The organism is Emticicia sp. BO119 (genome assembly GCF_013912375.1).
Taxonomy (GTDB): domain Bacteria; phylum Bacteroidota; class Bacteroidia; order Cytophagales; family Spirosomataceae; genus Emticicia.
This window is the reverse complement of the sequence record NZ_JACETV010000006.1, coordinates 137,718-163,344: the sequence shown is the minus strand read 5'-3', so window position 1 is coordinate 163,344 and position 25,627 is coordinate 137,718. Positions and strand designations below refer to the sequence as shown.

Here is a 25,627-nt window from a genome sequence, read left to right as displayed (position 1 = left end):
TTGTGAAAGCCCGAATATCTTTTATATAAGTTTATTTATTTAATTGCAAAGCGTGCTGTTACAGCTACATCATCCAGCCAAAGCCCCTGATAGCCTATGAGATTGATGGCCGGTTTCCAGTCGACACTCAAATTGAGCGGTATCTCTCTGAAGGTATATTCTAAACCTAAAATGCCATCTGCACCCAGAACGGTATAAGAGCCAGGACCATCAAACCAGGGGTTACCATACCTCGGTCCGTCTCTCCATACACCTATATGCCCTCCTATTCCATAATACCAGCGCCAGCCGGCGGTTTTGAATGCCGGAGCGTGAATTTCATATAAGCCTGTAATATTAATGCCTCTCCAACGAGTATAGACAATTCCTTCTACTGATTTTTTCTGAGTCATATTATATTTTAAACTCAAACCATAACCATAGTTCAATCTTACTCCAACGCCTACTTTATAAGGGTGTTGAGCAGAGGCAGTTAACACCCGAAAGACTATAAAACCTGTCAATAAAATTATTCTGCGCATTTATTCTGTAAAATTCAAAAAATAGTGATTTAGAAAAGTTCTCGTATATAAACGTTAAAATCCTGTTCCAAGCAATAATCAGGTAAAAATCCTCCTTTTTAACGTTCTGGTTTGTAGAAATTCTGTTTAATCATGAGGAATAAAATCTACACTTGTTTTAAACAAATTATCACAATGCTATTGGTATAAAGTTTTTATGGTAGGGTTGGGCTAACCCTGTCAGAAACTTAAAAAAGTTATATATACGTGAACAGTGAATTATGAACATACTTGTACCTTTCAAATTAATTTTTTCAATTATTTTTTCACTAATTCCTGATTTTTATGAAAGTTTCAAGAATGTTTTTTAGTGCAATGTTTATTGGTGCATTAGGATTTTTTCAATTGTCTTGTGATGATTCTACAAACGACCCTGATCCTGATTCAGTCAATGGCACATTAAAAGTTAGTATTACTGATGCTCCTATTGATGCGCCTGATGTTAAAGGTGCTTTCGTGACAGTAACAGAAATCAAGGTAGATGGCAAAACATTTGAAGGCTTTAAGGGTCCTAAAACGATTAATCTTTTGGAACTGCAAAATGGTAACTCGTTGAGTCTGGGAGAAGGTAATTTCAATACCGGGACTTTTAATAAATTAACGTTGGTATTAGATTATGAAAAAGACCAGTCTGGTGCAGCGCCCGGGTGTTATATACAGAAGACAGATAACACCAAACAAAAGTTACAATTAACAGGTAGTACACAAAATTCAATTGATCTTACTACCAAAGAATTTATGGTTACGGAAGGCTCAGCTACCGATATAATTCTTGACTTTGATTTGCGGAAAGCAATTAAGAGTGAGACTTCTGGTAACCAAACTACTTATTCGTTTGTCAGTTATAATGAACTACAATCATCGATTCGGATGGTTGAACGTACTTCTGCAGGCAATATAGCAGGTAAAATAGATAACTATAATGCGACAACAATGGGCAATGTAGTAGTATATGTCTATAAGAAAGGTACTTTTAGCCAGACAACCGAAACACAAGGGCAAGGAGAAAGCAAGATTCAATTTAAAAATGCGATTACGAGTACTAAAGTAGACGCAAATGGTAATTTTAAAGCGGCATTCTTGGATCAGGGCGATTATGAAGTACATTGTGCTTCTTATAATAAACCATCTGGTGGGTTATTCGGACTGGTTGCTTTATTGAATCTGACAAGTAAAAACAATATTGATTTATCAAATATTGCAGTCAAATCAAGCACAGATGTTAATCTGTCTATCACAGCCAGTACTGTATTAGGTTTGTAACCCAGTTTATTCTTATATATATAAAATAGCCATGAAAAAGAAAATGTGTTGTATCTGTTCGGAATAGAAAACACATTTAATTATGAAGTTGAATTGTTTAACTCACACAATGGGCCGCTTATAGCGGCCTTTCGTGATTAACATTCTGTCAACCCAACAATTAATTGAATCTTTGCGAGCTGATGATTGACTAATTGATTGGTCAGATTGCAGGTACTAATAAGATACAATTCTGGTTGAATCAACACCTTACAACGTAGATTCTTGGTATTTCCCCTGATCGCTGACGTTGATTATACAGATAGCAGTTTTTGTATCTGGTTGTTATTAACGAGATTAGGCGTTTTTGGGAAGAAAAGATGGAATCTGGCTCCTTTACCCAATTCACCTTCGGCAAAAATAAAGCCATTATGATTGCCCATTACCCGCTTGCAAATAGCTAACCCTATGCCTGTACCTTCGTAATCCTGCCGCCCATGCAAGCGCTGGAAAATAACAAAAATCTTTTCGGCATATGTGCGTTCAAAGCCGATGCCATTATCCTGAAAGCAGAGATGATAAAAAGTACTTTCTTCACGTATGCCTTCAATAAAAAAAATGTCTTTACCCGCCATTTCTTCTGAAGTAATTTCAATAACCGGAGCAACTCCCTTTTTTGAAAATTTGATAGAGTTACTTAAAAGGTTATGGAAGAGTTGTTTCAATTGAAAAGAAAAACCCATGATAAAGGGCAGGTTTTCTGTAATAATCCTGGCTTGTTTCTCTTCAATAGCAACCGAAATATCACTTTGAACTTCTTCTAATATCTCATTCAGATCAATCACCTCAAACTCCTGATTCCTGTGGTTAACTGTACGGGAAAAAGTCAGTAAATCATCAATTAATAACTGCATACGCTCGGCTGATTTCTCAATTTTATCAAGAGATTCCTGTCCATCCTGATTAAGTACCTGATAGTGCTTTTTCAGTAGAATTCCGCTAAAAGCTCTGATTTTTCTTAACGGTTCTTTCAGATCGTGTGAGGCAACATAAGCAAATTGTTCTAATTCTGAATTGGATCTTTGAAGTTTATCAAGGTTATTTTCCAGCGCTTTTTGAAACTTGATACGTTTGCGGAGCTCGTAGATAAGAAAGCCAAATGAAGCCAGCAAGAGCAAAGCTGAAGAGGCAGAGAGAGCTATGATGTACGCGGGGAGGTTCTTATCGTTGGTTATTTTCAATGCATACTTATTATTCAGAATCTGTTTTTCGGTTAGCTGAAAAAGATTCATTGTATTTCGTATCTCATCCATTTTATTCTTATCCTCTCTCAGATTATCAGGACTGATAGGTTCTTTGGCTCTTGCCAGTTTTATATTGGCATCGGTAATTTTTATTTTATCGGCAATCAGTTTTTTAAGGTGCGTAAGTCTTGAGGTCTGTGTATGATTATGTTCTACCAGATCTTCGAGGTCATTAATGATTTTACCAACAACCCTGTAAGCATCGTAATACGGATTCAGAAAAACGTTACGTTGTGTAAGCAGGTAGCCTCGTTGCCCCGCTTCCATATCTTTCATTTTGGAGATTAACTCTTCCCCTTTCATCATCACCTGATAATTACGTTCTATATCCTCCATATATGCCAGGGTCTGATGCACTTTCACATACGAGATAATAGTAAGTATCAGCAAGAGGATAATACATGAGATAAACGAAAGCGTTACATATCTAAACGGTTTACGCATAAATTACAATAAGTTTATGTAGCAATGTAACGTTAGTCTTAGCTTTAAAAACGAAAACAGGAGAACTTTATTCAATCAAAGGTAAAAATTCTCAGCCTGATTTTCAGATAAATTTCCACAAAGTTAAGTCGTTTATAATCAGATTACTGTCAAAAAGTGAAAGCTTTGAGGAATAATTTCCCCAGTGTATTTGACAAATATAGTTAAAAACTAATAAAAGGCCTGTGGTATGCTTATTTTCCTTTAAACATCAAAAAATGCTTAGAATAGCTTTACACACAAACACATAAATATTATGTCAGAATTAACAGATTCAAGAAAAAGAGCTTTTACTGGGATATTGGTAGGAGCTTTGGCAGTAGCCACCGCCTTTGGCATATATCAGGCATATCGTTCGAGCGAAATATCAGACGAGAGAGATAGATTTACTGTACAGTCAGATTCGTTGATGACGGTAAAGAATAATCTCGAAGAAGAAATAAATGGGTTGACAAAAGATCTGAATGATGAACGCGATGAAAATGCAGAATTGGTAAACAAGACCGAATATATTAATGGTTTACTTGCAGAAAAGGAAAAAGTAGTATCAAAATTGAACAGAGAAACAGCCAATCTGAGAAAACAAGGTAAATCGAAAGATGAGCAATTGACGATTCTGAATAATCAGATTATTGCTTTAAATGATGTTAAAGTATTGATGGAAAGAAATTTATCAGATTTACAGGCTAATAATGCCAATTTAATTTCTGAAAATACGGAATGGAAAGCAAAGTATGATGAGTTGAGAACACAAAGCGACGAACTGAATACACGAATTGCTTCACTAAACAAAAAAGTAGATGACATTATATACGATTCACCAGCAGATAATTTCAGAGTAGAAGCACTTAAGCCAAATTCTAAGGTAACAGCTAAGGCAAAGAAAGCTCATACACTAAAAGTTTCTTTTGTAGTACCAGAAATGGTAAAAACAAGTACTGAAAGTATGCAGACATTGTATCTGACAATTCTGGACGATAAGAATGTACCTGTTAAAGGTGCTGAGAAAGAAGTTAGTATTATGAAAGGAGAAAAGTTAATGCCTATTGCTGTACATGCCACACAAACAGTTGATTTTTCAAAAAATCCACAAAACACAACTTTTATGTTTGATGTGAAAGAGAAGTTGGCACCGGGTACTTATAAAGCATCGGTTTACTCAAATAACGATTATTTAGGAACCGTAGAGTTTAAAGTGAGAAATAGCTTCTTGTTTTTCTAAAATTATTGCATTGTATGAAGGGGGTAGCTCGTAAGAACTACCCCCTTTTGTTTTTAACGCTGTGTTAGAGTAGATCTGCGATAATTATCATTTTTTACAACTACTATCTCTGTGCCTTGATTGACAACCGATGTGATTTTTAAGTCCGCTTTTATTTCTTCACTTCGTATTTTCATATTTAATAGGCCAAAAGTTTCATAAAAGGGGTTGGCAGATGTATCAAAACCGATTCCATTATCGGCGATTAACAATTTTAGAGAATTGGCCGATGATTCAAATGTCAAATGGATTTTATCTGCCTGCGCATGCTTAAGTATATTCTGGATTGATTCCTGAAAGATTCTGAACAGGTTAAGAGCCTCGATTGCATTTAAGTCTTTATCATCACCAAGAAATGTTGCCTGATAAATTATATGTTCTTGTTCAGAAAATATTTTTAGCAAGTATTGTTGCATACGTGCATAAAGCATTGATGCCCTGATAATAGTCGTGTTAGTAGCCCAAATAGTATCTCTCAGGCTTTGAACTGCCTCTCTCACATTTGCATTTATTGCTTCCAGTTTTTCAGAGGTCAAACAATTTTTCTCTACCAGAAAACAGGCATTATCAAGATTGGTAGAGACAATTGTTAATTGTGAGCCTAAACTATCGTGCAAATCTTTGGCAATTCGCTGCCTTTCCTGTTCACGCGTTTTGAGTTCAATCTGTGCGTGTTGAAGTGAAAGACCTTTTACATCTGCCTCGTGTTTTATTTTCTGAATATACCATATAGCAACCGATGCTGACATAACGATGATCAGAGCAATAGAGATCCCGAAAATCAGGTTTTGCTTGCGGGCTATCTCTAATTGTGTGTGAGCCAGAAGCTTTTCCTTTTCAGCAGTTTTATATCTTATATCAAACTTTGCCAGTTGTGCAGAGCTTTCGGCATTATAAAGAGAATCTCGCATGCTGATAATCAGCTTCTGGTAGCGGTCTCCATTGGCGAGGTCTTTTTGGAGGTAATATAATCTTTCAAAAGCATAGTAAGCTTTTATTATTTCAGGGTTACTATTCAGTTTTTTTGCAACCTGATTGCTTTCTATCAGATAACTTTCGGCAACATAATATTCTTCCAGATCTGTATAGAGCATTCCCAGATACCGGGCAATGGTGCAGATATTCCACGAGTAGTTATTTTGTTTAGCGATTTTATAAGCTTCAAGTAGTGGTTCCTTGGCTTTTTTGAGTTGATTAAGTCTGCGATACAGATTAGCAGCTGAAGCTAAATAAAGAGAATAGCTATTTAAGTCGCCTTGTTTTTTGAAGTATTTGGCCGATTCAAAGTATTTCCTTTGTGCTAATGCGTAATTTCTTATGGCAATATAATTGTTAGCAAAAGCGGCATTCAGATGTGCTAAAGCTTTAGTATCTTTTAATTTCAGTGCTAAAGTATAAGCTTTTTCAAATTGTTTGTTTGATACATCGTAGTTGCCAATGTGATGATAAAGCCAGCCCATATCTTCGAGTACTCCCAACTCACCATTGAAGTCTGACAATTCCCTGTTTGTTTCAAGTGCCTGTGTGAAGTAATTTTTGGCTTCAGCGTATTTCTGAACACTCAAAAGTTTTTTACCAAGTAAAACCAACATTATTGCTTTAGCCTTAAGTTTCTGTAATTGTTGATAGGCAGAAGCGGCACTATTGGCAAAATAAATAGAGGAGTCAGTTTTTTTAAGTTCAAAATAACTAAAAGCCAGTGCTTCATGGGCCATTGCCTTACCTTCCGACCAATTTGATTCTTGTGCTAATCCTGCGGCTTTATGCCCATAGCTGACAGAAGCAGGCAGGTTGTAAGCTCTGACTATTTCTGAAAATTTTATATATAGTTTTATTTTTTCTGAATCAGATTTTGCCTCTTTCAGAAGTGTATTAAGGCTGTCTGATTGTTGCTTCTGAGCAAAAGTACCTGAATTTAAGTGTATATAGAAAAATAATATGATAAGTAGTCTTGATTTCATATCCATTTATTTTTTTGCGCCAGTTGTACAACCTCTAATTTGGAGTGTACCTGTAATTTCAGATAAATGTTTTCGATATGTTTACGCGTTGTCTTTGTAGATATAAACAATTTTAGGGCAATCTGACTATAAGTAAGCCCGCTTGCAATGTTTTCTATTACCTCAATTTCTCTTTTGGTTAAATTAAAAGTTGCAGGCGATTCTGTATTTTGAATATATGTATCATTTACCTGCTGTTTTCTTAGAATTTCAAGGGTTTTAGCAGCTATAGCAGGCGACATAGGTGCTCCTCCTTCCATTAATTCTTCAATTGAGGCTAATATTTTAGAAGGCCGTTCTTCTTTGAGCAAGTATCCGGTGGCTCCGGCCTTGATAGCCTCAAATATTTTGTCTTCACGGTCTGATACGGTAAGCATCATAATTTTCTGGTCTGGAAACCGGGTTTTTATCTCACGGGTTGTTTCGATGCCGTCCATCAGAGGCATTTCTATGTCCATCAAAAGTACATCAGGTGTATGCTCATTAAGTTTTCTGAGTGCATCCCTTCCGCTGATAGCCGTGAAGTCAATGTGCAGTTCTTCGTAGATGGATAGATTTCTGCTGATATTTTTCAGAAGTGTAGGGTTATCATCAACAATACCTATTTTAATTATTTTCATACTAATCTGCTTTATAATATAGATCGGTAAAATAAGCATTACAAGCACATCAGTTCAATAGGGCAAATGCCCTATAATTCAGCACACGAAAATAGGGCATTTGCCCTATTGACCATTAGGATTGTTGCTGACAATTTTGCAATAAAAATAACAGGATTCTTTAAATAACTAAGCTGATGCTACCAGAAAGTTTGCAATTGCTCAAAACTGTGTCGATTAGTGCTCGTGAAATAATATTCATTGAATCAGATATTAACTATTCGGTTTTTCATTTGAATAACGGAAAATGCTTTACCATAGCCAAGACACTGAAAAAGATTCAGGATATAACACAAAACCACGATTTCGTAAGGATAAATCGCAGGTATCTTGTGAATCTTGCCTATGTTGAAAGAGAGGCATGGAACAGCAATGCTAATTATGTAAGTCTCATCAATGGTATGTCGTTATATTATTCGCGTCGAAGACTGACTCATTCCAGAGAAAAAATAATGTCTTATCTTTTATTTTAATACTTATGAAAACAAAATTTTTACTCGGCACTTTATTTTTTATCCAGTTAAATGTCATAGCTGCCATTGTTCCGGTAGTGAACGGAGATAACCTTCAGACTAAAATAAATAATGCTGTTGCCGGAGATGTGCTTATGGTTGGTGCTGGGAATTATGGCAACATATCTGTCAATAAAGCCCTCAGCTTTATCGGAACAGGGTATTTTCTGCCTGGCGGTGGCCCTGGGGTTGGTCCGGCTGTAATTAACGGGACTGTTGAGTTCACAGACGGGTCTTCAAACAGTATCATGACAGGTTTTCAGATTCAGCAGAATGTGTACATCGGGGCTTCTAATGTTACTTTTTCACGTAATTTTTTTAATGCGTCCGGGTCTGTTTTATATCTGGGCCAGAATATCGGGAATTATAAAGCTGTTCAGAATGTGTCTGTTAAGCAATGTTATATTTTAGCAAGTAGCATCCAGATTAATGGGTCAAACAGTTATCAGAACAGCAATTATTTGTTTAAAAATAATATTATTGAAGCAGACTTTTATTTGAATCATGGAGCAGAATCATCGGGAGCATTTATTAACAATACCTTCGCGGCCAGCCTGACAACTTCTAACGGAGATGATTTTAATATGGGAGGGGGTGCTTATCTTAATCTGTCTTTTTATAACAATATTTTTGGGATAAGTCTTCTTACGAGCGGCTCATATTTACTAAATGGAGTTAATGTGCCTCAAAACTTCAAGTATAATGTTTTAAAAGGGAATGGTACACCCGAACAAAACGCTCCTGTCACGAATCTGATTAATCAGGATAATACTACTTTTTTTGCCGGATACCCGGGTAATAGCGCAGGACTGACGACAGATGCCCGAAATATACTTGGTACTTCTTCTCCGGCACGGGATTTTGGCAGATTAGCTCCTTTTAGTAATGATTCGCCAGTAACTGATGCCGGGGCTTTTGGCGGAGATGAACCATACGTGTTGTCTGGAATACCCACAGGGCCTTATGTGTACGAGGTAAGTGTACCACCCGTTGCTGCCAACAATAGCACTATACAGATAAAATTAAAAGCCAAAACCAACAATTAATGTGAACACCATGCACAAATTATTATTTTCAGTATTTGCCTGTTTTTTAAGTATATCTGTTTTTTCGCAAAGCAGGCTTATCAGAGGCGAATTTTACTGGGATACTGACCCCGGATTTGGGCAGGGGCTTGCATTAGCTGATTTGGATTCTCTTCAGAGCATTGATTCAACTCTATTAATTAACGTAGTTGATTTAAGCCCGGGTAACCATGTGCTATATGTAAGATTTAAGGATGATGAAAACAACTGGTCTCAGTCGTATGCGCAAAATGTAATGATTGCTCCTGAAAATTATAACCCCGGAGAAGAACCGAAGGATGTACGTAAACTGGAATATTATTGGGATAACGGTACTCCGGCCCAGTTATCTGTTAATGGCGTAACTGACTACGAATTTACAAATGAGATTCCTACTAATGAATTAGGTTCTGGGAATCATCTACTGAATTACCGTGTAAAAGATGCCTATGGCTTCTGGTCAGTCTGGCAAAGCAAAAGCGTGTTCATTGATGCAGAAGCACCAGGGATAAACATTGCTAAAATAGAATATTTTATTGGATCTGACCCAGGATTGGATATGGCTACTTCAGTATCATTTACTCCGGTTAGTTCGGCTGACGTAAGCGCCGGGTTTGAAGCTCTGACAGCAGGGTTGCCACAGGGGCAAAATATTATTACAATAAGAGCAAAAGATGCTGAGGGTAATTGGTCTGCATTTTATAGAGCGTCTTTCGATAATGACGACTCTTATACACTTAATGCAGGGACTATTTCTCCAGCTTCTTTTTGTGCTGGTGCAGGTATTTCAGTTCCATTTACAAAAACAGGTGAGTTTGATCCCGATAAAAATAAATTTAAACTTCAATTGAGTGATGCAAGCGGCAATAACTTTACGGATCTCAGCACCACAGTAAATGGTAATAACCTACAAGCTAATCTACCTGAAATCATCAATGAAGGTAATGGGTACAAAGTACGAGTTGTAAGCACACTACCTTATATGAAATCGGTGTCGTCTACTACACTTACTATCAAGACAGAACCCACGGGCTTTATGAGTGGCTCACAGACCATTACTTTTGGGAGTAGTACTACTATATACGTTAATATTTCGGGTTCGCTCCCCGCTACGGCTGTGGTAGCAGGCCAAACCTATACTATTAATAGCACGCCTCACCCAATAAATGTAAGTCCTACTGTAACAACACATTACCCCATAACATCAATTAATAATGGCTGTGGGACAGGAAGCATAGTAGGTGGCCCGGTAGTGATAACTGTACCTTGCCCAATTAATATTACTCATGGTACAGGGACACTCCCATCAAATATCTATCAGGCATCTAATACTATCGTAAGTCAGAAAAAAGCAATCAATACTGACCTAAGCTATACCGCCGGTAAAAGTATTATACTTTCCGCAGGGTTTGAGGCAAGTGGAAGTAAGGTATTCAGGGCACAGATTGGAAGTTGTTTTTAGCTTTACATAAAATCAACAGAATTTCTTTCAAAAATTTTATCTGCTGATTGAGAGAGAAGAGTTTATATAAGGACAAGTTTTATGAAACAGGTAATGAAATGGTTCCTATTTCTTTAGGGTATTTCAAAGATAAATTGCTTGATAAAGATTGAAAATTGCATCGTTTCAAGTTAAAATCCTATGAGGGATGCTAATTTAAGTTGAGCATAGGTAAGGGGGTAGCTCAATAGAACTATCCCCCTTTTGCTTTTATTTAGTTTATTGAGGTTTGTGTAAGAATACGTTTAAATATTTATTCCCAGACAACGGTTTCTTTTTTATTGTACCACGGTTCTAATCGGGAGGCAAATTCTTTTTCAATATTTCCCCTTTTTATCTTCATGGTGGGGGTTAGTTTATTATTATCTACTGTCCAGGGGTCTTTCATTATCACTATTCTTTGTACCTTTTCGTAAGGCTTCAGGGTTGGATTCAGCCCTTTTAGCGTAGCTTCCAGACTTTCGCTGACCTTTTGTTTTTCAGTAGCTTTAGCAAAATCAGATAATACTACCAGGGCAATGGGCTGAGGTAAATTATTACCTGCCACGCATATCTGTTCAATGAAATTATTATTGGCAAAGCCTACCTCTATCTGTACCGGAGCCACGTATTCACCTTTTGAAGTTTTATACATTTCTTTTACTCTTCCTGTTATTTTCAGGTAGCCATCTTCATCTAATTCGCCCACATCGCCTGTGTGTATCCAGCCGTCCGAATCAATCGTTTCGGCTGTCATTTGCGGTTCTTTATAATAGCCCGTCATATTCCAATCGGAGCGGGTACATATTTCATGCGTATCGGGCATCAGTTTTATTTCCATGCCAGGATATACCTTTCCTACTGTGCCATCTTTGATTTTTTCGCGCGGCATCATACTTACGGCTCCAAGGTTTTCAGTCATTCCATAAGCTTCCTGAATGACGATACCTAAGTTTCTGAACCATTCTATTAATGGGGGAGGCATAGGAGCAGCGGCTGTCAGAATAATAGCTGTATCATTTAGCCCTAATCCTTTGCGGATTTTCGCTTTAATGAGTTTATTGATAACAGGTATTTTCAGCAGAAAATCTAATTTGTTTTGCGGTATTTTGGACAGGATACCTAACTGGAATTTTGTCCAGATACGAGGAACAGCTAAAAAGTGGGTAGGGCGTGCCACTGCAAGGTTTTTGGCAAAACTTTCTAATGTTTCAGCGAAATAGACAGTTGCTCCGGCTACGGTAGCGGCAGCTTCTATCACATTTCTTTCTGCAATATGGCATAAGGGCAGATACGAAAAGAAACGAGCATCAGGATAATCTAATCTGGTGTGTTCACGGGTGCTATATACACCAGAGGCTACTGCCTTAAAGGTCAGCATCACGCCTTTAGGATTTCCGGTAGTGCCGGAAGTATAAATAATACTGAATAAATCATCCATCTTCGGAAGATAATCTTCCTCCTGAGGATTGTAGTTATTCATTATCTCTTCCCATTGCACATGATTCGATTGCGGATTATAAGTAGGGAAGGAGATACGCGTAACACCCGAAGGAATCCCTTTTTCAATACCCTGAACATCATCTAATTTACCCACAAAAATCACCTGAGAGCCGCTATGTACCATTACCTGATTAAGTTGCACGGCGGTGAGTGTGGCATAGAAAGGAACAGATACATGGCCGGACATCAGGATACCAAAATCAGCAATGAGCCATTCGGCACAGTTTTTTGAAACCAAAGCAATATTACTTTTGGGAGGTAGATTCAGTGATTTGAGATAGGTTGCTATTTTTCGGGCCTGCTGTCCTACTTCTTGCCATGAAAAATCTTTGTAAGTATCTCCGAATGGTTGGCGGAGATAGATTTTATCAGGTTGATTTTTTTCTCGATAGTAAAAATACTCCAATAAAGTTTTATCGGGAGAAAGTTTCATAAGAGTGCTGGCATTAACAGGTATGGTTGATAGCTTAGGCACTATAAAAATAGTATAAAAAGATGAAGAAATTAAATAATACTAAGAATTTACGAAAATTTTTATTTTTTGGATTAGATATGAAGATTTTGAGAACTCCTGAAAATAAAAACAGCATGAAATAATTGACTATTTCATGCTGTTTTAAGCAATTATGGTAATAAATCCCTATATATTTTCCAGGATACGTTCCATAGAAACCTGATAGCCTATTTTTTCTTTCAATTCGCTGATGGCTACTCTTTCCTGCTCCATTGTATCACGATGACGGATAGTAACCGTATCATCTTCCATTGTCTGGTAATCAACCGCAATACAATAAGGAGTACCAATCAAATCCTGACGAGTATAACGTTTACCAATGGCACCACCATCATCATAAACTGTTCTGAATGAAGATTTTAACGATTGTGCAATAGCTTCACCTTTTTCTGCCAAACCATCTTTTTTAACTAATGGCAATACGGCAGCTTTGATAGGAGCTAATGCAGGGTGTAATTTCAGGTAAGTACGTTCTTTTTCGTTTTCTCCTTCGCCAACCGTTTCTCTTGTAAAGGCATTGCAAAAGGTGGCTAAGAAAAGTCGGTCGGCACCTACTGAGGTTTCAACTACATAAGGAATATAATTACCAAAAGGCTTACCGTTTTCATCCAGGTCGGCATCAAAGTATTGTTGTTTTTTCTTCGATAACTCCTGATGATTACGCAAGTCAAAATCTGTTCTTGAGTGAATACCCTCAATTTCACGGAATCCAAACGGGAACTCAAATTCAATATCAACCGCAGCATTGGCATAGTGTGCTAATTTTTCGTGGTCGTGGAATTTCAATTTCGCTATTGGTAAACCTACTGCCTGATGGAACTTCAAACGGGTTTCTTTCCATTGTTTATACCATTCCATTTCTGTTCCGGGGCGTACAAAAAACTGCATTTCCATTTGCTCAAACTCGCGCATACGGAAAGTGAACTGGCGTGCTACAATCTCATTTCTGAATGCCTTTCCAATCTGTGCAATACCGAAAGGTACTTTCATCCGTCCGCTTTTCTGTACATTCAGGAAGTTGACAAAGATTCCTTGCGCTGTTTCAGGGCGAAGATAGATTAAACTTGAATCTTCTGCTACCGAACCTACCTGAGTTGAGAACATGAGGTTAAACTGACGCACTTCAGTCCAGTTAGCAGTTTTAGAAATAGGACAAACAATATTTTCGGCAATAATCAATTCACGTACGCCCGCTAAATCCTCTGCACCCAATAACCTGCCCGTTTCAGCCAATAAAGCCTTTGCTTTTTCGGTTTGTCCGGCAGCTTCATATTCCTCTGCTTTACCTTCTAACAACTGGTCGGCACGATAGCGTTTTTTGCTGTCTTTATTATCAATCATAGGGTCGTTGAAACCATCAACGTGGCCTGACGCCTTCCAGGTTAGCGGGTGCATAAAAATAGCAGCGTCAATCCCTACAATATTATCGTGCAATTGTGTCATGGCTTTCCACCAGGCTGTTTTCAGATTATTTTTAAGTTCTACACCGTTTTGTCCGTAGTCATAAACTGCCTGAAGCCCGTCATAGATTTCAGAGGATGGAAACACAAATCCATATTCTTTGGCATGAGAAATAATATCTTGCAGTGAATTTGTTAATGCTGGTTTGCTCATTTAATTATTTTAAATAGATTTATAGCCTGATATTGATAATCTCACAAAATTAACTAAAACCTCGCAATTTCATGAGCTATCTTGTTATTTTTGAGTAATTTGTATGTGACAGCTATTTTATGAAACGAATTCAGAAATTTATACGTGATTCTCTAAGCATGACTTCTCACGAAGCCAAGGGAGTCGTATCTGCTTTTGGTATCATCATTGGAGTACTCTTGTTCATGTGGGGATCAGACTATTTTTTTAGCCGGAAACCACAGAATCTGGTAATTTCTTCACCGAAAATGTTGGATAGCCTCACAGTTGCAGTAGATAATCAGACAAAGGAGTATAGCAAGAATCGTCAGTTTAAATCAGATTATGCGGGTAATAAAACAAAATCTTATAAGCTATTTAATTTTGACCCAAATACTGCCACTGTTGCACAATTAGAAGAATTAGGATTACCCAGATTTATTGCCGAGCGAATTGAAAAGTACAGAAGCAAAGGAGGAAAGTTCAGAAAGAAAGAGGATTTAGCCAAAATCTATGGGCTTTACCCCGAAACCTATGAGCGATTAGAGCCCTATATTAGCTTACCATCTTTGGAAGATGAATCTACCAATACTCCACAGGCTGAAATTATAGCCCAACCCATTGTCGCTGAAAAACCTACTGTGATTGCTCCTAAGAAAACAGAAACTCTTACCAGATTTGACCTGAATACAGCCGATACTACGCAACTGAAACTGATAAGAGGTATAGGCTCTGGTTATGCCAAGCGAATTGTGAAGTTCAGAGATATTTTAGGTGGATTTGCGAATGCAGACCAGGTGAGAGAAACCTATGGTTTACCTACTGAAACAGCAGACGAATTGTTGAAGTATGGTTTTGTGGATGGAAACATCAGAAAACTGAAAGTGAACCAGTTATCTCTTGCAGATTTAAGACACCCTTACCTGAAATTTGCTCAGGCAAGGGCAATTATTGCCTATCGTGAACAACACGGTAGATTTAAGACAATAGATGATTTGAGACAGATTAAAATATTAGATGAGGCTACTATTCAGAGGATAGAACCTTATCTGGAATTTTAAAAGAGAAGAGGGGCATTTGCCCCTCCGATTATCTGCTGTTTTTACACATTCTTACAGTATCTTCAAATTTGTTTACAATTGCCTTTACTATGCTTTCGTCGTCGGTATGGAGCGTAAAATTAGTTTTGCTGTCGCTGTCATTATCCTTTAGATTGAACGAGCCACTCAGTGCATTATCATTGCCAAAACCTAATTTCATTTTTAGCCTGTCAGCAGGCACAATCATTTTCAATTCATAATTGTTGTCTTTTCTGGCATAAGAAACTCTTTGCACATCTTTCAAAAGCCACGAGATACTCATGCCAAAATCCACATCTGAATCTCTTGAATCAATGTTCATGTTCATCTGGCATCCTTTGAATCTGAAAGTAGGAACACTTTCCTTGCCATTTACATTCAGATTTTTGCCTTTCTCTTCTTTCACTAATTTGTCTAAATGAACACTCAACCATTGTGTGTTTGATTCCAGACTTTGTGCAATAACTAAATTTGAGCAGAGTAACAAAAGAGCGAGTGATAATAATTGAAGCTTTTTCATAATTTCAGAGAAGATTAATATTGTTAGTTTTTCAGTAGATGCAGATATAGATAAGAGGGTTGCGTAAAAACAAAAAAAGTCCTCAAGAAGCGAGGACTTTTTTTCAGATAAGCGATATTCTTTTTTTACATAAATCTGAAATTATAAGATAATGAGACAATTGGGGCCCCAAAAACCACCAATTTATAAGCTGATACTGCGGTTCCCTGAGTGCGGATAAATACAGAATAAGCGTTTTTCTTACCATATAGATTAAATACCGTAAATGTCCAGTTGCCTTTAAAACGTTTATCTTTCATGCTTGGCTGATAGATATTCCAGGCAAAATCAAGGCGGTGATAGTCTGGTAGACGAGCATTATTACGTACACCATAATATGGATAGCTTGTACCCTGATAGATGATGAATCCTTCAGGCATCGTAAAAGGACGACCAGTGCTATAAGAGAAGTTAAACGAAAAGTCGTGGTGTTTGCCCTGATTAATAATGACAGAAGCATTGAAAGAATGTGGTCGGTCATAGTTGGCCGGATACCATTTGCCGAAATTTATCTGCTCGCCAAAGCTATTTCCTTCCGATACTAAGTTCAGTGAGCGTGAATAGGTATAGTTTACCCAGCCGGTCATTTCTCCCTTCTTCTTCGAGAACATCACTTCTAAACCATACGAACGGTTCTTGCCTTGCAATAACTGCATTTCTGGATGAGAGTCTAATAAGAAATCTGCGCCGGGTTTATAATCAATGATATTATTGGTTGTTCGATAATACCCTTCAACTGAAAGCTCATATACATTACCCGGTAAATTATGGAATATTCCTGCTGCCATCAATGAACTTACTTGCGGACGAATGTGGCTATCAGATGTTTTCCAGCGAGAGGTAGGCAAGGGGGTTGTGGTATTAGTTACAACCTGCATATACTGCCGCATAATATTATATCCTACCTTGATAGAGGTTTTATCGCTGATCGAATATTTCAAACCTACTCTTGGCTCAAAACCGCCATATGACTGAATAATTTTGTTTTTGGCGTAAAATACAGTATCACGTACCGACAAAGCGTCTTTAGGCTCTCCCGGAGCATATATCTGTACATCGGCAGGCCCTAAAGCATAAAATTGTGAGTAACGCACGCCAATCGAAAAGGTTGTTTTAGGCGAAAGCGTAATTTCATCTTCTGCATGGATACCCGTTTCTAAAGAGTATTCATCCGGGGTTTTCAATGCCAATACACTTCGACTGGTGCCTGGTTGTAATTCTCCGGGTGCAACTTTGTATTTAGTAGCACTAATACCGACCTCTATATTATGTTTATTTAAAGAGTAATTGAGGTTAGTCTTTGCCTGTTTATAGTCTATGTCAGATAATAACACAACCTTATTGTCTGTATTAAGTTCTGGCAATAAAGTTTTTGGGATATAATAAGCCGAAACAACTGTGGTTTGGAGGTTTAGTTTTGGCGATATAGCATAAAACCAACGGGCTGAAAAACTTCTGCTACGGTAATCGTATTGGGTTGAAGTAGCATTGATATTACCGATTCCGCCTAATAATTCTGTCTGGAAAAAATCTTTACTATAATAGCCCGAAGCTGTGATGGTATTTTTGCTGTTTAAACGCCAGAACACTTTCCCGACCAGATCGGCAAAATTTGCCTTGATACCATCTAATTTATTAGAAGCGAGTGGCAACAGGAAGTCATTATAAGAAGCTCTGCCTGAAATCATAATACCTAATTTATCTTTGATAACAGGCACATCCAATGTTAGACGGTTGGAAACCAGGCTAATCCCACCATTCATTTTGAATTTATCCAAAGAAGGTTGTGATAATGTTACATCCATTACCGCGGCTGCCCTACCGCCAAAGCGAGCAGGGGTATTGCCTTTGTAAACCTCAACTCCAGATGCAGCTTCAGAGGGAAAAGCCGTGAACAAACCAAACATATGGGTAGGGTTGAAGATTGGAATATCATCTAATAAAAGCAGATTCTGGTCGGTTGTACCTCCTCTGATATTTACGCCGTTCGAGGCTTCTCCTACACTGGTTACGCCCGGAAGCATCTGTAAACCTCTCAGAATATCAACTTCACCGACTGCTGCGGGAAGCTTGCGGAGCGTTTTGATATTTAACTGATTTACCCCTAATAGCGGGCGTTGAACATTGGCCTCTACTCCCTTGCTTGAGACAATCACCTCTTCCAATTCATTTTCTAATCGCCCTAAAGCGTATTTACGTGTCATATCAGACAAGATTCTGAAACCATCTCTTACAGGGCGGTATCCCACAAATTTTATGGTAACGGCGTGCTCGCCAGAAGGGATGTTTATATCAAAAAAACCATTTTCATCGGTAACAGCCCCGAATTTGCCAAAATCGACATTAATTGAGGCTTTTACTAAAGGCTTGCCATCAACAGTATCTCTTACATAGCCGCTGAACCGATAATATACCTGTGCCTGAGCAACTATGCTGAATAGCAGAAGTAAACTTATTACGTAAAATTTCTTCATCGTTCTGATTATATCAATTGATGGTAAATGTTTATTAATTAATATTTTTTATTTAACTCTTCTGATTCTGTCAATCCAGCCGTCTGGTTTAATTTTTGTCCGGGTTGGGCCTTCAATGCATGGTACAAGCGGAGGTCTTTCCGGTTGTGCCTCATCTGTTGGCTCCGGTATAATAAAATGGTCTAATAAGCCAACAGGAAAAGCTTTGTCTTTGGCATTTTCGCGGCTTATCCAGTACCTCATTTTTTTTATACTCGTAACCATAAACAAACCAGCCACAGGTTCATTTGCGTTATTGATATTCTTTACATTACCAAGAATACCAGATGGAGGTGTATCTACCAGATTTCCGTTGTTCTGTACCTGATCAGCTATCAGTTTAAAATAGCGATAGGCATCAGGTGAAACAGATTGCTGTTGTATCTCTATCAGGCTTCCTCCTTCCTGATAATAGGGTATTTTAGCTACCAATTTCCCTGTAATGACATTGCCATTGGTATAGATGTCACTAAATACATTTAATTCTGTACTGAAAAACAGATCCCAGCAATCGCCATTACAGAAATAATCAAACCATATATTTTCAAACCCGGCTTCTTTTCTACAGCCCCGGGGGTCTCTTGATGTCCCTGTATCAAAATACCGGCCATTTAAGCAGGTTATACATACCTCTTGTAGTTCCCAGAGTTTCCAGGTCCACATATAATTGTTTTTCTGATTGGCCGGGTCAGGAGTATCAATATATATATAATGAGCCGGGTCATAATAAGCACCTCGTGGTATTCCTTTAATTAAAAATTCGTCATAAATTTTAACTATATCAGAAACACCAATCATAGTTTCGACCCCTGACTGATATTGAGAACCATCTACTCTCTGAATAAACAGTTGATAGGTACTACCTATTTTGGTACGAAAAGAACCGGGAAGCGCATATATACCGTTTTCCTGCTCACTAAGAACAATTTTCTCTTTTTTATCTACCAGTATCTCAACTTTGGCGTTTAAAACAGGCAATACATAATTATTCCCTTCAGACGAATTAGATTCTGATAATTTAATTTTCTGAGGCTCGTCAATGTCTGTAAGCGTGGCCTCAACTGTGAAAATAACCTTGTTGCCATTAAAAGACAGAGGGAATGGCTCTATACAGGAGCAAACCCACAGGATAATTGAGAGAGAAATAACACTTTTAATTCTGGTCATTTCTGAAGTTTTTTCTTGTTTATTTTCACTAATTTACCCAACCATCAGGTTTGAAGCGTGTACGAACTCTGCTTTCTTCACAAGGAGCTAAAGGAGGGCGTCTTGGGTCTCCGGCCGAAGGCTCAAAATTAATAGCATGGTCTAACAATCCTAAAGGTGTAGCCAATCCACTTGCATTTTCTCTGCCTAACCAATATTTATTCGTGCGTACGCTTGTTACCATAAAGAAGCCTGCTACGGGTTCATCCGGCTTATTAACATTTTTTACATTTCCTATAATCGCTGCCGGTGGTGTATCTACCAGGCTACCATTATTTTGTACCTGGTTAGCTAATAGTTTCATATATTGATAAGCTGAAGGCGAAATAGATTGTTGTTTAATTTCAAGCAAAGCACCACTGGCCGAATAATACGGTATTTTTCCTATAAGTCTGCCTAAGATAGATTGTCCGTTTGAAAATACGTCACTATAAACATTCAGATCAGTATTATAAAAAATCTGCCAGCAGGTTTCACTACAACCATAATCATAGGTTACTTCTGAGTAAGCAGCCTCCATTCTGCATCTGGCAGGAACAGGAGTAGTAAAATATCGGCCACCTACACAACTTATACAAACTCCTTGTCTTTCCCAGAGCTTCCAGGTCCACATATAGTTATTTTTTTCACTGGCGGGATCATTTGTATCTAAATATACATAATTAGCAGGTCTATTTCCTAAACTGGTTTCAATTCCGTCAATTCTGAACTCATCATATACCCGGGTAATATCAGAAACTACACTCTGGCGTTCTTCCGTAGATTCATATTGGGTTCCGTCTTCTTTCTTAAAAACCAATTTATATTTTTCTCCTACTCTTGTATGAAAAGAAATAGGTAGTATATAAACCCCTCCGGTTGTTTCAGTCAGCGGTACCCGTTCAGTATTATTGATTACAATCTCCACTTTAGCTTTTGTAACAGGTAGTGCATAGACTACATTACTACTACTAAAAGACTCCGAAATTTTAACTGTCTGCTCATCTGCTAAATCGGTAATGGTGGCATCAATGGTTAGTATTTTCTGTTCTTGCTGCACTCCTAATTCGTAAGGTTCAACACAAGCATAAAATAATATACAGATACACAACAGGAGTAAGAAACTTTTGCTTTTAAGCATTTTATTAATTTTAATTGGTTTAATCAATTAATCAATCCAGGCTTCCGGCCTTACATTTGTCCGGTACTTACCGGGTATGCATGGAGCCATAGGCGGTCTTGGTGGTTCGGGTGGTTCGGAGTTAGGTTCATAATAAATCTGGTGTCCGATGATACCTGTCGGAACAGCCTTAGTTGCTCTGGCATTCTCACGGCTTAACCAGTATCTGATTGTCCGTACACCAGAGACCATGAAAAATCCGGCAATTTCTTCTTCAGGTTTTACTACATTTTTAATATTACCAATTACTGCCGCCGGAGGGGTATCCACTAAACTTCCTGTATTCTGCGCCTGGTCTACTAAAAGTCTTAAGTACCTGTAGGCTTCTGCACTAACAGACTGCTGTTTGATTTCAAGTAAAGCACCTTCTTTTGAATAATAAGGTATTTTAGCTATTAATCTGCCTATAATGGGTTTTCCGTTACTAAATACGTCACTGAATACATTAATAGTTGTATTATAAAATATTTCCCAGCATTTGCTATCGCAGGCGTAATCAAAGTAGGGAACATCTTTATATTTTTCTTCAATGAGGCACTTTCCTGCGGGAAGTGGGTCGGTATAAAATCTGCTACCGAAGCAAGATTTACAGATAATCTGTTTTTCCCATAGCCGCCATGTCCATACATAATTGTTTTTTTCATTGGCAGGGTCTGTTGTATCTAAATAAATATATGATGCAGGATCATAACCTATTTGTGTTTCCTGCCCTTGCATACGGAATTCGTCATAAACCCTGTCAATTTCAGGTACGCTGGTCATTACTTCTTCTCCTGATTGGTACTTTGTTCCGTCTGCTTTTTCAAAAACAAGCTGATAACTATTGCCTACTTTTACTCTGAACGAACCCGGAAGTGCATAAATACCAGGTGTTTTTTCTATCAATAATACCCTTTCTGTTTTATTAACTAATACTTCAACTTTGGCTTGCCTTACAGGAAAAGAGTAAACAACGCTATTCCGGTTTTCAGACTCCGTAATACTGAAGGTTTGCTCCTCTGCCGTATCAGTAATAGTAGCATCCACAGTCAGTATTTTTTTACCTTGTGGAAAAGTTATCTCAAAAGGTTCAATGCAAGAGCATATCCACAAACCTATTATTATAATGAACCACTTTGTTTTTGTACTCATTAGTCAGATGGAAATTTTATCTATAGTTGTATGATTCAATTTACCCAACCTTCCGGTTTGCTTGGTGTACGGCCAGACCCTTTAATACATGGATATGTCTGGGAATTTGGTGCTGTTAGAGGCATACGACCGTAAAGCCCTATCGGAGAAGCTTTGCCATAACCATTTTGACGATCTAACCAATATTTCTGTTTTACAGTGCTTGCTACCGAAAATACCCCTGATACTGGCTCGGTAGGGTCATTAATGTTTCTTATATTCCCTACAATGGCCGCAGGAGGGGTGTCAACCAGTGTACCACTATTTTGCGATTGCTCACTTACAAGTTTAAAATAACGATATACCCGTTCGGATACCGCCTGTTGGCTGATTTCAAGAAGTGCACCATTAGTTGAGTAAAAAGGTACTTTGCCAATCAATTTGCCATAAGTAGTTTTACCATTAGAATAGACATCGCTGAAAACATTGAAGTCTTTACTATAAAATATTTCCCAACACTCGCTATTACAGGGGAAGTCATAATACAACGTATAGCAATAGTACTGCCTTTCCCACAGTTTCCAGGTCCACATATAATAATCCTTTTCATCAGGATTATCCCTGAAATCTAAATAAATATAGTTGGCGGGTATATCTCTCGAGGGGATTTTTCCCAATTCATCTTTTATGCCTCTTACTTCAAATTCATCAAAAATCCGGTCAATTACAGGAACCTGTGTAGTTTTTTCTTCACTCGACTCATAAGTAGTGCCATCAGGTTTCTTAATTCTCAGTTTATAAGTAGTACCGGGGTGTATCCGGAAACCAAAAGGAAAAACATAATCACCACCGCCTTTTTCAGTAGAACTGATTATTTCAGAACCATTTACTACAAGCTCAACTTTCAGATTTAATGTCGGAACATTATAGGTGTCTTTTTTAAAATTGTAAGTTTCATGAATATTTATTACTTGTTCAGTATCTATGTCTGTCAAATTGCCTTCAACTACCAGATGTTTCGTTGTGCTGGACAGATTCAGCTCAAACGGTGTTACACAAGCACCTGTTAAAAGCACAAGGGTAATAACCGATATTTTTGAGAATAGAGACATAATAGAATAGACACAGACTAAATAAATTGTAATACTGACAAATATAAATATTCAAAGACAGATTAGAAATTAATAATGTGCCAAGGGGGTATTTAATAGATGAAACGCCTGATTATGGCGTTGAAAAACGGATTTTGTATATTTTGGTTTAAAAATCTATCTGGAAACTCAGGACAGGCACAAAGCCATTTCCTATCTGGCGAGGTTCTAAACGATTTTCGATACTGTTATACTGTACACTTGTTACGTTAATTTTATTTGTAGCGTTCTGAACGTCTAACGATACTACAGTAGCGTATTTGCGTCGATTGGTGCGGTATGAAATTCTGCCATCAATCCGGAAATAGGCCGGAGCCTGCAATGAGTAATCAGCTCCCTTTAACATAATATACGTTTTTTCCTGGGCAGATGCTGTCTGATCAAGTGGTGTATATCTGAATCCACCATTGTAGATAGATCTTGCTCCGACCTGAAAAACAGAACCGTTTTTAAATATAAATTCACGGCCAAAGGTGAGTGCTGTGCTGAATTTATCGTTGAATGCTGAATTATACCACTTGCCATCTACAGTCTGATACCTCGCATCGAAAAGAGATCCCGTAATCACTAAATAGTATTTCTTTGAGAAGAATCGCTCGACGGATAAATCAATACCGTAGTTTCTGCCCCTACCTTTGCTTATGACGGTAAATTCAGGAAAATTATCGGCGTAATTGAGCATCCAGTAAGCAGAGCCCGAGGCAGGCTCTACCGGAATTTTGTTTAATAGCTGATAGTAAGCCTCTGCCGAGAATTTCCAGAGACCCGGTGTTACATAATTATAGCTAAGAATAAAATGATTTGACTTCGGAAATGATAAATTCTTATTAGGTTTCGATTCGCTGACTACACCTGCTACCGTATCCTTTCGGGTGTAAAAATAGGCACTCATAGGAAGTAACTGGCTGTACAGACCATAAGCAAAACTAAAAGTATGGGCATTGGGTGAACGATACTGGATTGACAGGCGGGGTTCAAAAGAAGAGGTATTGTTCAGAAAGAGGTGCATCAGATGAAACCCGGCATTCAGGGTCAGACCTTTGCCTAAATTCTGTACTAACTGCGCATAAGCCTGTGCGGTTTGAGTACTGCCGCTACCGTTTACAGAAACCTGCCTGCCTGCATTTAACTGGTTGATATCGCTCACAGATTTACGGGCAACAGTCTCTTTAAAAAAATCGAAATCAATATAATTCAGAATAGCCCCCGTTTTCAGACGGGTTTTATTGCTGAATTTGTAATTATAAGCTATAGAACCCGCCAGACGAAACTCTTTATAGGCTTGTGTATCATACCTGAATCGCTCATCTTTTAAGCTAAGTGTATCAGAGAAACGTTTAATAGAACTGCCAATTACGGATACAACATATTTGAGGGAAGATTTTTCGTTGATATTGCTGGTATGAGTCAGCCCCATAGCACCCATATTGGCAGGCCTGACTCTGTCTTCCCAATTGTCAGCTTTACCTGATATACGTTCTTCGGGATTTTCGACCGGGAAATAATGCTCTGTGCTTAGCCCCCCTAAACCAAAAAGGGTGGTGGTTTTCTTGCCATCTTTGCTATGGAAAGCGATATTAAAAGATAAATCCTGAAACAAGTTAGACACTCGTTCGCCCACCAGATAAAAGCCCATCTGGCTCAATAAACCTAAAGTAGAGTAGCGATAATTGACCAAATAAGACGAACGCCCTTTGGCAATGGGGCCTTCGGTTGAGAAATCAAGGCCCAGTAAGCCAATTTTGGTTCTGTATTCTCTTTTTTGCTGGTTGCCTTCTCTGAACCGGATATCAAATGCACCGGCAATGGCATTGCCGTATTCGGCAGGCATACCGCCTGTGAAAAAATCAGAGCGGCTTAATAATTGCGCACTGAAAACTGTAATACCACCACCACCTGACCCCGGTTGTGCAAAGTGATTGGGATTCGGTATATCAATGCCTTCTAATCGCCATAGAATACCAAAAGGAGAATTACCTCGCACTACAATCTTATTTTCGTTTTCATCTCTGCCTGCTTTTACTCCAGGATAAGCCAGTGCCATACGACCGGGGTCATTGACCGATGCCGGAATACGTTCGGTTTCTTCGACAGTAAAAGACCTGGCACTTACAAAAGCCAGATCGTTGACAGGGCGGCTTGTATTCTGTGAAGCCGTTATTTTCACTTCCTGCAAATCGCCTGTTGCTTCGCTCAACTCAACGGTCAGCACTACTTCTTTGGCAGAGTTGAGGATAAATTCTTCACTGGAATAAGTTTCATACCCGACCGAACTGCATTTGACAGAACGCCGCCCAATAGAAACATTTGCAATAGAAAAAAGACCTGAGGCATCAGTAATAGCTCCTTGAGTTGTACCTGTAACCTGAACAGATGCGCCGATAATGGGTTGACGGGTAATGCGGTCAATCACGCTGCCTCTTACAACCTGAGTTTTGTTTTGTGCAAAGAGTATGGATAAACAGAATAGTGTTAAAATTGCAGTAAAACTAAATTTCATCGGGTAATAGATAGGTTTTAAACAAATATATTCAAATAAAATGAATTAGTAGAAATGTGCATAGAATTGTATAAAAATGTTCAGGCAACTCATGTTTTTTTGTTGAGGAGGCTTATCTTTAGGTTTCTAAACCAAG

At 38.2% G+C, this 25,627-nt stretch carries 19 protein-coding genes; 6 read left to right on the top strand and 13 right to left on the bottom strand.

Going from position 1 to position 25,627, the window contains the following annotated elements; translation table 11 throughout:
* Window positions 1–35: 35 nt before the first annotated feature.
* The gene (locus H1R81_RS19195) at window positions 36–521 is read right to left on the bottom strand and encodes a hypothetical protein (protein WP_181842373.1); all 486 of its coding nucleotides are present in this window, start codon (window positions 519–521) and stop codon (window positions 36–38) included.
* 324 nt (window positions 522–845) lie between these two features.
* On the opposite strand from H1R81_RS19195, the gene H1R81_RS19190 reads away from it, so the two are divergent.
* A complete protein-coding gene (locus H1R81_RS19190) occupies window positions 846–1,823 on the top strand; it encodes a DUF4382 domain-containing protein (RefSeq protein WP_181842372.1) in 978 nt (325 codons plus the stop codon).
* A gap of 293 nt (window positions 1,824–2,116) precedes the next feature.
* Here H1R81_RS19190 and H1R81_RS19185 read toward each other — a convergent pair whose 3' ends face one another.
* Complete coding sequence (locus H1R81_RS19185; RefSeq protein WP_181842371.1) at window positions 2,117–3,550, bottom strand: sensor histidine kinase; 1,434 nt, start codon at window positions 3,548–3,550, stop codon at window positions 2,117–2,119.
* Between the two features lie 295 nt (window positions 3,551–3,845).
* Here H1R81_RS19185 and H1R81_RS19180 point away from each other — a divergent pair, with 295 nt between their 5' ends.
* Window positions 3,846–4,811, top strand: coding sequence for a hypothetical protein (locus H1R81_RS19180; RefSeq protein ID WP_181842370.1), 966 nt, complete (start codon window positions 3,846–3,848; stop codon window positions 4,809–4,811).
* A gap of 53 nt (window positions 4,812–4,864) precedes the next feature.
* Here H1R81_RS19180 and H1R81_RS19175 read toward each other — a convergent pair whose 3' ends face one another.
* Together H1R81_RS19175 and H1R81_RS19170 are read right to left on the bottom strand one after the other, a co-directional pair.
* Window positions 4,865–6,811, bottom strand: coding sequence for a tetratricopeptide repeat-containing sensor histidine kinase (locus tag H1R81_RS19175; protein WP_181842369.1), 1,947 nt, complete (start codon window positions 6,809–6,811; stop codon window positions 4,865–4,867).
* Entirely contained in the window at window positions 6,808–7,470 is a 663-nt protein-coding gene (locus tag H1R81_RS19170; protein WP_181842368.1) for a response regulator transcription factor, read from the bottom strand. The genes H1R81_RS19175 and H1R81_RS19170 overlap by 4 nt, the downstream gene beginning before the upstream one ends.
* A 176-nt stretch (window positions 7,471–7,646) precedes the next feature.
* Between H1R81_RS19170 and H1R81_RS19165 the strand changes: the two genes are divergently transcribed.
* The 3 genes from H1R81_RS19165 to H1R81_RS19155 are packed head-to-tail and all read left to right on the top strand — an operon-like array spanning window position 7,647 to window position 10,547.
* Window positions 7,647–7,982: a LytTR family DNA-binding domain-containing protein gene (locus H1R81_RS19165; protein ID WP_181842367.1), complete on the top strand. Its 336-nt coding sequence runs from the start codon at window positions 7,647–7,649 to the stop codon at window positions 7,980–7,982.
* Between the two features lie 5 nt (window positions 7,983–7,987).
* The gene (locus H1R81_RS19160; RefSeq protein WP_181842366.1) at window positions 7,988–9,067 is read left to right on the top strand and encodes a hypothetical protein; all 1,080 of its coding nucleotides are present in this window, start codon (window positions 7,988–7,990) and stop codon (window positions 9,065–9,067) included.
* A gap of 10 nt (window positions 9,068–9,077) precedes the next feature.
* The gene (locus H1R81_RS19155) at window positions 9,078–10,547 is read left to right on the top strand and encodes a 3-coathanger stack domain-containing protein (protein WP_181842365.1); all 1,470 of its coding nucleotides are present in this window, start codon (window positions 9,078–9,080) and stop codon (window positions 10,545–10,547) included.
* 292 nt (window positions 10,548–10,839) lie between these two features.
* On the opposite strand, the gene H1R81_RS19150 is transcribed toward H1R81_RS19155, so the two are convergent.
* Window positions 10,840–12,501 (bottom strand): AMP-binding protein, encoded by a 1,662-nt coding sequence (locus H1R81_RS19150; RefSeq protein WP_181842364.1) that lies wholly within the window; start codon window positions 12,499–12,501, stop codon window positions 10,840–10,842.
* 207 nt (window positions 12,502–12,708) lie between these two features.
* Complete coding sequence (locus H1R81_RS19145) at window positions 12,709–14,196, bottom strand: glycine--tRNA ligase (RefSeq protein WP_181842363.1); 1,488 nt, start codon at window positions 14,194–14,196, stop codon at window positions 12,709–12,711.
* Window positions 14,197–14,354: 158 nt separating this feature from the next.
* Here H1R81_RS19145 and H1R81_RS19140 point away from each other — a divergent pair, with 158 nt between their 5' ends.
* Window positions 14,355–15,275, top strand: a complete 921-nt coding sequence (locus H1R81_RS19140) for a ComEA family DNA-binding protein (RefSeq protein WP_181842362.1) — start codon at window positions 14,355–14,357, stop codon at window positions 15,273–15,275.
* A 28-nt stretch (window positions 15,276–15,303) separates the two neighbouring features.
* On the opposite strand, the gene H1R81_RS19135 is transcribed toward H1R81_RS19140, so the two are convergent.
* The 7 genes from H1R81_RS19135 to H1R81_RS19105 all read right to left on the bottom strand — a co-directional run bounded on the left by H1R81_RS19135 (window position 15,304) and on the right by H1R81_RS19105 (window position 25,491).
* Window positions 15,304–15,813 carry a hypothetical protein gene (locus H1R81_RS19135; RefSeq protein ID WP_181842361.1) on the bottom strand — a complete coding sequence of 170 codons (510 nt, stop codon included), beginning with the start codon at window positions 15,811–15,813 and terminating at the stop codon, window positions 15,304–15,306.
* Window positions 15,814–15,938: 125 nt separating this feature from the next.
* Window positions 15,939–18,326 (bottom strand): TonB-dependent receptor domain-containing protein, encoded by a 2,388-nt coding sequence (locus tag H1R81_RS19130; protein WP_181842360.1) that lies wholly within the window; start codon window positions 18,324–18,326, stop codon window positions 15,939–15,941.
* A gap of 48 nt (window positions 18,327–18,374) precedes the next feature.
* Window positions 18,375–19,532, bottom strand: coding sequence for a DUF4249 domain-containing protein (locus tag H1R81_RS19125; RefSeq protein ID WP_181842359.1), 1,158 nt, complete (start codon window positions 19,530–19,532; stop codon window positions 18,375–18,377).
* A gap of 28 nt (window positions 19,533–19,560) precedes the next feature.
* Complete coding sequence (locus H1R81_RS19120) at window positions 19,561–20,691, bottom strand: DUF4249 domain-containing protein (RefSeq protein WP_181842358.1); 1,131 nt, start codon at window positions 20,689–20,691, stop codon at window positions 19,561–19,563.
* Window positions 20,692–20,718: 27 nt separating this feature from the next.
* Window positions 20,719–21,861, bottom strand: a complete 1,143-nt coding sequence (locus H1R81_RS19115; protein ID WP_181842357.1) for a DUF4249 domain-containing protein — start codon at window positions 21,859–21,861, stop codon at window positions 20,719–20,721.
* A 35-nt stretch (window positions 21,862–21,896) separates the two neighbouring features.
* Window positions 21,897–22,952 carry a DUF4249 domain-containing protein gene (locus H1R81_RS19110; RefSeq protein WP_181842356.1) on the bottom strand — a complete coding sequence of 352 codons (1,056 nt, stop codon included), beginning with the start codon at window positions 22,950–22,952 and terminating at the stop codon, window positions 21,897–21,899.
* A gap of 148 nt (window positions 22,953–23,100) precedes the next feature.
* Window positions 23,101–25,491, bottom strand: a complete 2,391-nt coding sequence (locus tag H1R81_RS19105; protein WP_181842355.1) for a TonB-dependent receptor — start codon at window positions 25,489–25,491, stop codon at window positions 23,101–23,103.
* Between the last annotated feature and the right edge of the window lie 136 nt (window positions 25,492–25,627).